At 69.7% G+C, this 8,328-nt stretch carries 7 protein-coding genes; 1 reads left to right on the top strand and 6 read right to left on the bottom strand.

The genetic code is table 11. The features are described 5' to 3' along the window. The 4 genes from ACFYXH_RS28305 to ACFYXH_RS28290 form a co-directional block, all read right to left on the bottom strand. On the bottom strand, positions 1-364 hold a 364-nt coding region (locus ACFYXH_RS28305), incomplete at its 3' end, for a DEAD/DEAH box helicase (protein WP_389568503.1). Positions 365-653: 289 nt separating this feature from the next. Further along, positions 654-857, bottom strand: coding sequence for a cold-shock protein (locus ACFYXH_RS28300; protein WP_165245126.1), 204 nt, complete (start codon positions 855-857; stop codon positions 654-656). Positions 858-1,183: 326 nt separating this feature from the next. Then, complete coding sequence (locus ACFYXH_RS28295) at positions 1,184-1,654, bottom strand: DUF1772 domain-containing protein (RefSeq protein ID WP_389568500.1); 471 nt, start codon at positions 1,652-1,654, stop codon at positions 1,184-1,186. 171 nt (positions 1,655-1,825) lie between these two features. After that, a complete protein-coding gene (locus ACFYXH_RS28290) occupies positions 1,826-3,415 on the bottom strand; it encodes a von Willebrand factor type A domain-containing protein (protein WP_389568497.1) in 1,590 nt (529 codons plus the stop codon). A 546-nt stretch (positions 3,416-3,961) separates the two neighbouring features. Between ACFYXH_RS28290 and ACFYXH_RS28285 the strand changes: the two genes are divergently transcribed. Further along, positions 3,962-4,564, top strand: coding sequence for a DNA-binding response regulator (locus tag ACFYXH_RS28285; RefSeq protein WP_389568494.1), 603 nt, complete (start codon positions 3,962-3,964; stop codon positions 4,562-4,564). Positions 4,565-4,644: 80 nt separating this feature from the next. Here the strand turns inward: ACFYXH_RS28285 and ACFYXH_RS28280 are convergent, their stop codons facing one another. Both ACFYXH_RS28280 and ACFYXH_RS28275 read right to left on the bottom strand, forming a co-directional pair. Then, positions 4,645-5,505: an ABC transporter permease gene (locus ACFYXH_RS28280; RefSeq protein ID WP_327323679.1), complete on the bottom strand. Its 861-nt coding sequence runs from the start codon at positions 5,503-5,505 to the stop codon at positions 4,645-4,647. After that, positions 5,502-8,318, bottom strand: coding sequence for an alpha/beta fold hydrolase (locus tag ACFYXH_RS28275; RefSeq protein ID WP_389568491.1), 2,817 nt, complete (start codon positions 8,316-8,318; stop codon positions 5,502-5,504). Before ACFYXH_RS28275 ends, ACFYXH_RS28280 begins: the two co-directional genes overlap by 4 nt. Between the last annotated feature and the right edge of the window lie 10 nt (positions 8,319-8,328).

Genomic DNA, 8,328 nt, shown 5'->3' with positions numbered 1-8,328 from the left:
AGGCGAGCGTCTTGCCCGAACCGGTACGCCCGCGGCCCAGCACGTCCCGGCCGGCCAGGGAGTTCGGCAGCGTCGCCGCCTGGATCGGGAACGGCTCGTTCATGCCGAGGCCGGTGAGCGTCTTCAGCAGCTCGACCGGCATGTCGAGTTCGCCGAAGGTCGCGGCCGCTGGGAGGGCCGGCGTGATGGTGACCGGCAGCGCGAACTCGCCCTGCCGCGCGGCGGGACGACGCCCGTAGCCGCCGGAACGGTTGCCGGGGCGACCCTGGCCCTGCGGGCGGAAGCGGGCGCCCCGGTCGGAACCGGCGGAGCCACCCTTGCGGGGGTTGGAGAAACGGTCGTTCGTGCGAGCTGAGCGGTTCATGGAGAACCTTCCTCGATATGGCACGTATCGAGGAATTCTCGGCAGGAATGAGCCGAATGAATTGCAAGAACGAGCCGAATAAAAGACTGAAACGAAGCCGGCCGCACCGGCGCAGAAAATGGCGACGCCTGGCATCGGGCCGCCTGGGATCCACAGGATGAGGCGGCTGGGGCCGGATCATGGGGGCGCGGGCAAACCATTACGGCGCGTCGCGCAAACCCTGCAAACAGCAACGAGCTGGGGCCCGCACCCCAAGGTGCGCGCCCCAGCTGTGTCGTGCGTGTCAGCGTCAGGCGGGAACGATGTTCTCCGCCTGCGGGCCCTTCTGGCCCTGCGTGACGTCGAAGTTCACCTTCTGGCCTTCCTGAAGCTCACGGAAGCCCTGGGTGGCGATGTTCGAGTAGTGGGCGAAGACGTCGGGGCCGCCGCCGTCCTGCTCGATGAAGCCGAAACCCTTTTCCGCGTTGAACCACTTGACGGTGCCAGTAGCCATGTCATATCTCCTTCGGGGCAGTGCCCGGGGTTCGCACGGTGCGAACCCTGGCGTCGCCGCGATGATTACCCCGTCCGGAAAACATCACCGAAAATACAAAAGTGCCCGATGACATAAAGCCATCAAAGGCACTTGAAGTCTATGGGAACCACAACTGCAACTGGGATCAACGGTAGCACGGCGCGAGCATCCGAGCAGGGCAGGTACTACTTTTTCGCCCGTCACCCCCATGAACGCTCGGCACACACCGCGCAAATTTCTGAACCTGCTGCGACAGATATTCGCTGCAGCAGAAGCAAGTGGGGGCCGTATGTCGGCGTACGAGGCTACAGCGCGGCAGTGACCAGCAGCACAAACGATGCGAGCGTGAACAGGGTCCGGATCAGATGGAAGAGGTTCCAGCGGGACTCGAACGCGGCGCGCGCCTGGCCGGTGGGGACAGCCGGGGAGGCCGACTCGGCCGAGGCGAGAGCGTTGTTCAGCGGGATGTTGCCACCGATGGTGATGAGGTTGTTGAGGACGGCGCAGACCAGGCCCGCGATGATCAGCCACCGCTGGGTGTCCGTGCGGCCGTCGACCGGGACGGCGAGGGCCACGGCCGGGAACACCATGATCGCGAGGAAGACCAGAATGAACACGGCCCGCGGCACGGTCTCGTTGATGCGGTTCATGGCCGGCACGAACTGGTCGTCCGAAAGCCGGGCGAGCGCGGGCATGATCCCGGTCCGGAAGATCAGCATCATGCCCGCGTACAGGCCTGTGGAGATGATGGCTAGGGCGAGCAGAAGAGTGGCCATGGCGCACATCATGGCGCGGTGGGGCGGGCGATGCAGCAACCTTGCGGTGCGGACACTGCCGGATCCGTGAGGGAAAGCCTCGGCCCCCGCCGCAGGCGGGACGCCACAGCCCCGTCCCCGGAGTCCGGACAGCGGACTCCGGACAGCGAAGTGCGCCCGTGGCCCCCACGCTCAGTCCCTCAGCCGCTGCGCCTGCCCGATCGCGTCCGCCAGCTGGCGCACCGAGCTGTCCTCCGTCGAGCCCGCCAGCTTCCTGGCCCGTTCGGCGAGTTCACCGAGCCCCGGCGCGCCCGGCATCGAACCGCCCCGCAGCGACTCGGCGAAGTACGCCGCGACCGCGGTGACCTGGAGCCTCTTGGAGGCGCCGTCCCACAGCGCGCCGTCGACCGCGTCCGTCTCGACCGAGCCCGTCTGCTCGTGCGGCGCCCGCGTATTGGGGTCGAGCCAGCGCACCGTAGCCGTCGCGAGATGGCCGCTCGCGCCTTCCCGGAGCCGTACGGCATAGAGCGCCGTCACCGTGTGACCGGGGCCTATCTCGCCACCGTCCACACGGTCGTTACGGAAGTCCTCGTCCGCGACCGCGCGGTTCTCGTACCCGATGAGCCGGAACTGCTTGACGGTCTTCGGGTCGAAGGCCACCTGCGCCTTGGCGTCCCGGGCGCGCAGTTCGACATGGGTGGGCAACTGGTCGACGAAGACCTTCCTGGCCTGCTCGCTGGTGGAGACATACGTGGTGTGCCCGTCGCCCTTGTCGGCGAGCCGCTCCATCAGCGCATCGCCGTACTCGCTGCCGACGCCGACGCCGAAGAGCGTGATGCCATACTCGCGGCGGGCATCGTCGATCCGGCCGAGGATCGCGTCGGCATCGGTCTCGCCGGTGTTGGCGAGTGCGTCGGAGAGCAGGACGACGCGGTTGGTGGCTCCGCGCCTGCGCCCCTCGACGGCCTCGTCGTAACCGGCCCGTACGCCCGCCTCCACATTGGTGGAGTCGGTCGGCTCCAGGCCGTCGATCACCGTGTGGATACGGTCGCGGTTGTCGTCGATCCGGGTCATCGACAGCCGTGTCTCGGCCTCGTCGCTGAAGGTGACGATGGCGATCGAGTCGTCGTCGCGCAGCGCGTCGGTGAGGATGCCCAGCGACTCCTTGACCAGGTCGAGCCGGCCGGGCTCGGCCATGGAGCCGGAGATGTCGATCACGAACGTGAGGGCGGCGGGCGGCCGTTCGCCCTTGCTGTCGGAGGGGCGGGTGGAGAGTCCGACGCGTACGAGCGACCAGTCCTCGCCGCCGGCCTCGCCCTCGGCGCTCCGGGGACGCGCACCGTCGACCGTCACCGAGAAGCCGTTGCTCTTCGGCCTCGGATAGTCCTGGCGGAAGCTGTTGATGAACTCCTCAGGCCGGATGTCGGCCCGCTTCGGCCGTTGCCCGTCGGCAAGCGTGCGGCGGGCATAGCCGTACGAGGCGGTGTCCACGTCGAGCGCGAAGGTCGACAGATAGTCGGCCGCCGGTTTGGACTCCTGGAACTCGTCGCCGCGCCGCTCGGCCTCCTTCGCACCGTCCGTCCCGGCTGCGGGCGCTCCTCCGCCGCCGTCCGGCGCTCTCGGCGCGGGTGCCGGCTTCGCGCCGTCGTGCGCCCCCTGTTCGGCACCACTTCGGGAGGCCCGGTTGTCCTGGCCGCTTCCACTGCAGCCGGTGGTGAGCAGCATGCCGCCGGCCAGAACCGCGGCCAGCGCTCCCCTGTACGTCCTTGCGCAGAGCTTCATCTGGGCTCCCCTGGATCGTCAGCACTTGTGAATGTGACGTTCGAGGAGGCCCGAAGGAGCAGACGAACGAGTTGCGGATGGATCTCAATGCGGCAACGGCGGGCGGAAGTTACCCCCGGCCGGGAGGGCAACCCCCTCAGTGGCTCAAGGGCTCGATCAGCTCTCTTTCCAACTCACTCTGCGACTCTCGTGCCTCAAGCGTGCCCCGCCCCGGCGTCGGAACCAAAGGGACTGGCAAGGACTCGCCAGTCCCTGAGCAGCCGCTTGTCACCATGCGCAGCCATATGCGTTCATGGAGTGGCGCACGGCTCCGAGGGGACGGACCGCGCGGATCGTCAGGCGGTTTGACACGCGGCCTGGCAGGCGGATTGACGGGGGTGATCGGCCATGGTCGTGGGGATGGTTCCGGGCTCCGTGCTCGGCCGGGAGGTTTCGCGGCAAGTCCCACGGGAGGTTTCGCGGGACGTTTCAAAGGAGGTTTCAAAGGAGATTTCGCGGGCCGTTCTGCGGGAGGTGCCGGGGCAGCCGGTTCACGGAGTGGCACAGGTGAAAGCGGCCCTGACCAGCCTGGTCCGCTCCGCTCGCCATGAGCTCCTCAGCTTCGACAATCCGGCCGGCGCACTGGGCCACGGCATCCCGGAGCCCTTCCTGGAGTTCGCCGGCGCATGCGTGCGCACAGCCGCCGCACAGACCGCGACGGTACGGTGGATCGCACCCCGGCACGGACTGACTCATCTCACGGCACCCTGGCTCAGTCCCGGCGCGGCCCGGGTGACTGACTCGATCCCGTTCAAGATGATCGTCGCGGATCGTACGGTCGCGGCCGTCCCCCTCGACCTCGAACTGCACTACAACGGTCTGCTGCTGATCCGCGATCCCGTTGTCGTCCAGGCCCTGGTCCGTGCGCACCGCTCCTGGTGGGACACCGGCGACGATCTGACCGGGCAGGCCATACCCGGCGCCTTACCCGTCCATCTGCAGCCGGTCCTGCAGGCCCTGCTGGCCGGGCTCACGGACGAGACGGCCGCGACCCGGCTCGGCATGTCAGGGCGTACGTACAGCCGCCGCGTCGGTCAACTGCTCACTACCCTCGGCACGACGAGCCGCTTCCGGGCGGGAGCGGAAGCGGCTCGTCGGGGCTGGGTCTAGCAAGAGCCCGGCGAGACATCCTGCGGCACGCCCTGCGAGACCTCCTGCGACTCCTCGTACGGCATGTCCTATGGCATCCCCTACGACACGATGTCCTTGCGGGAGAAGTTCCGGAAGGCAAGCGCGAAGAGGACCAGGGCGTAGGTCACTGAGACCGCCGCGCCCTTCACCATGCCGTTCCACTCCAGCTGTGGCTGCAGCGCGTCGATCCAGGCGAACTGCCAGTGCGCGGGCAGCACATCACGCCACGAGCCGAGGGCGGTCACCGCATCCAGCACATTGCCGATGATCGTCAACCCGACCGCTCCGCCGACCGCTCCGAGCGGGGCGTCGGTCTTGGTGGACAGCCAGAACGCAAGCCCCGCCGTAACCAGTTGGGAGACAAAGATGAACGCCACGACCAGCGCAAGACGCGCCACGGTGTCGCCGGCGGCCAGGGAGCCGCCACCCGTGGGCAGCTTCAGCGGGCCCCAGCCGTATGCCATGGTCCCCGCCGCCAGACCGACCAGCGGCAGCAGCACCATCGCCGCCGCGCTGAAGCCGAGCGCCACCGCCAGCTTGGACCACAGCAGCCGGGAGCGCGGGACGGGGGCGGCCAGCAGATAGCGCAGAGAGGACCAGCTCGCCTCCGAGGCCACGGTGTCCCCGTGGAACAGCGCCACCGGCACCACCAACAGGAAGCCCGCCGAGACGAACAGACAGGTGGCGGCGAAGTTCGCGCCGGACGCGGTGGCCGTGTCCATCAGGGTCACCCGGCTGCTGTCCCCACCGTCCGGCGTGCCGCCGATCGCGAAGGCGGCGATCAGGATGAGGGGCAGCGCGGCAAGGATCCCCGCCATCACCAGCGTCCGCCTGCGCTTCAGCTGCCGTACGGCCTCGACACGCAGCGGCAGCGTGTGCCGTGCCCGGTAGCCCGGGGCCGACTCGACCAGCGTGCTCATGCGGAACCTCCGATCAGGGTGAGGAAGGCGTCCTCCAGGCGGCGATGCGGACCGACACCCGTCAACGGGACGTCCAGCCGGAGGAGTTCGGCGATCATGCCGGTGGCGGTGGCTCCGTCGAGGCGTACGAGCAGTCCTTCGTCCGTACGGGACGCGGAACCGATACCCGGCAGCGCGGCGATCTTCTCGATCAACGGCTCCGGCACCCCCTCCGCCGTGGTGACCAGCAGGGTGTCGCTCTCGCCGGTGATCTCCGCGACCGGTCCTGCCTGCACCAGCCGCCCACGGTCCATGACCACCAGATGTGTGCAGGACTGCTCGACCTCCGACAGAAGGTGGCTGGAGACGATGACGGTCCGGCCTGCGGCCGCGTACCGGATCATCACGTCCCGCATCTCGCGGATCTGCGGCGGGTCGAGGCCGTTCGTCGGCTCGTCGAGGATGAGCAGATCCGGCATGCCGAGCATGGCCTGAGCGATGGCGAGGCGCTGGCGCATGCCCTGCGAGTAGGTGCGTACGGCGCGGGCGAGGGCATCGCCGAGGCCGGCGATCTCCAGGGCCTCCTCGATATGGGCGTCACTCGCGGGGCGGCCGGTGGCCCGCCAGTACAGCTCCAGGTTGTCGCGTCCCGAAAGATGCGGCAGGAAGCCCGCACCCTCGACGAACGCGCCGACCCGGGAGAGGACCGGTGCGCCGGGCCTGATGGCGTGGCCGAAGACACGGATCTCGCCGTCGTCCGGCCGGATGAGGCCCATCAGCATGCGCAGGGTGGTGGTCTTGCCCGCGCCGTTGGGGCCGAGGAGGCCGAGTACCTGGCCCTTCTCGACACGGAAGGAGAGCTCCCGTACGGCGTACCGGTCGGCGGACTTGGAGTACCGCTTGGTCAACCCGGTGATCTGCAGGGGCACTTCGGCGAGCTCGGGGTCGGGTGCCGGAGCGACCGCACGGCGGCGGGCGGTGATCAGCAGGGCCGCCGCCAACAGGGCGCCCGTGGCGGGGAGGACCCAGGTCCACCAGGGCAGTCCCGCGGCCTGCGTCTTCACGGCGGGCGCCGTGGGCACGGCCAGTGCGCCGCTGCCGAGGAGTTCGACGGAGTACGCGGCGGGGGCGGGCGGAGACGCATAGCCGAGGTCGGTCGCGGACAGGACCAGGCGCAGCCGGTGCCCGGCGTCCACCTCGTGGTCGACGGCCGGCAGGGTCAGCTCTACGTCCTTGCCGTGCTCGGCACCCTCGACCCGGACCGGCGCGACGAGCTGGGAGGGCAGCACCTGCTCACGGCCGTTGGGCCCGACGTCGTACACCTTCCCGAACAGGACCGCGTCGCCACTGTTCGAGGTCACCTTGACCTTGACGGTTGGCGAGCCGGTGATCCGCAGCGACTCGGCCAGCGGCGCGGAGTCGAAGCGCGCGAACTGTCCGGGAAAGTCGAGGGAGAGTCCGAGGCCGAGAGAGGAGAGCTGGGTGAGGCCGCCGCTGAGGCCGGGGACGGCCGAGATGGCGGGCGGGTTGGCGCCGGCCGGATTGGCGAAGGTCTGCGCGCGGCCGTTGAGCGTGACCTGTCGCGCGCCGCTGCCGAGCCCCGGATAGACGTTGCCGGTCGCGCCGCGCAGCAGGGCCTGACCGTCGGTGGAGTCGACGCCTCCGGTCCGGCTGACGCGGAAGGCGGGCCCGGTATCCACGCCCTTGTCCTGCTTGAGGTACCGGTCGAACCAGTGGCTGATACAGCCCTCGACGCGGCCGGTCTCCCGGTCGCCGCCGTCGTGGCCGCCCGCGATCCAGTCGACGGAGACGGGCGCGCCGTTCGCGCTGATCTTCTTCGCCATGGTGTCGGCGTGCGTGAGCGGGAAGAGCGAGTCGGCCTGGCCCTGCACGATGAGCGCGGGCACCTTGATGCGGTCGCCGACGGCGGAGGGGCTGCGGGATTCGAGGAGCGTACGGGCGGCGGCGTCGGGCTTTCCGGCGACGGCGACGCGCTCGTACATGGCGCAGAGCGCAGGCTCGAAGCGCCCGCAGCCGCTCGGGGCGGCGGGGACCGCGGCACCGGCCGCCTCGGCCTTGGCCGCCTTGGCCGCCTTGGCCGCCTTGGCCGCCTTGGCCTTGGCCGCATCGCCGGGCGCCGCCGCCCGACCCGCCGGGGCGTCCGGTGCGGGCTCATCGGCCGGGGGTTCCGAGCCCGTACCCGCCACCGAACCCGCCGAGCCCGTCGAGCCGGTCGAGAAGAAGATCCCGGCCCAGAGCTTCTTGAAGACGCCGTTCGGGAAGAGTGCGTCGGCCAGGTTCCAGTAGGTGATCTGGGGTGCGATCGCGTCGACCCGCTTGTCGTAGCCGGCTGCGAGGAGCGAGATCGCCCCGCCGTACGAGGCGCCGGTGACACCCACGCGCGGATCGCCGTCCGCGTCCAGCTGTACCTCGGGACGCTCCGCCAGCCAGTCGATCAGCCGCGAGACGTCCTTGACCTCGAAGTCCGGGTCGTTGAGCCCGATCTTCCCGGTGGAATCGCCGAAGCCGCGGGCGGACCAGGTCAGCACGGCATATCCGTCGCGGGCCAACTGCTCGGCCTGGGCGCGTACATCGTCCTTGCTGCCGCCGAAGCCGTGCCCGAGGAGGACGGCGGGCCTGCGGTCCTTGCCGCCCGTCGTGAAGTAGGAGGTGTCGATCCTCGCCCCGGGCATCTCCTGCACCCGGTCCTCACGGTGCACAGGCGGTGCGCTGTCATCAGCGACCGCGGTCCAGGTGCCCGCGCCGGCGAGGACGGCGAAGGCGGCGACGCCTGCGAGCCATCGGCCGCGCGGCCGGGGAAGTCGGATCTGCATGCTTGAAACC

Source organism: Streptomyces sp. NPDC002730, assembly GCF_042888805.1.
In the GTDB taxonomy this organism is placed as follows: domain Bacteria; phylum Actinomycetota; class Actinomycetes; order Streptomycetales; family Streptomycetaceae; genus Streptomyces.
This window is presented reverse-complemented; position numbering and strand designations above follow the sequence as displayed.

Coding starts and splice junctions, on each gene's coding strand:
- ACFYXH_RS28300 (WP_165245126.1), bottom strand. CDS start 857: ATGGCTACTGGCACCGTCAAGTGGTTCAACGCGGAAAAGGGTTTCGGC.
- ACFYXH_RS28295 (WP_389568500.1), bottom strand. CDS start 1,654: ATGGCCACTCTTCTGCTCGCCCTAGCCATCATCTCCACAGGCCTGTAC.
- ACFYXH_RS28290 (WP_389568497.1), bottom strand. CDS start 3,415: ATGAAGCTCTGCGCAAGGACGTACAGGGGAGCGCTGGCCGCGGTTCTG.
- ACFYXH_RS28280 (WP_327323679.1), bottom strand. CDS start 5,505: ATGAGCACGCTGGTCGAGTCGGCCCCGGGCTACCGGGCACGGCACACG.
- ACFYXH_RS28275 (WP_389568491.1), bottom strand. CDS start 8,318: ATGCAGATCCGACTTCCCCGGCCGCGCGGCCGATGGCTCGCAGGCGTC.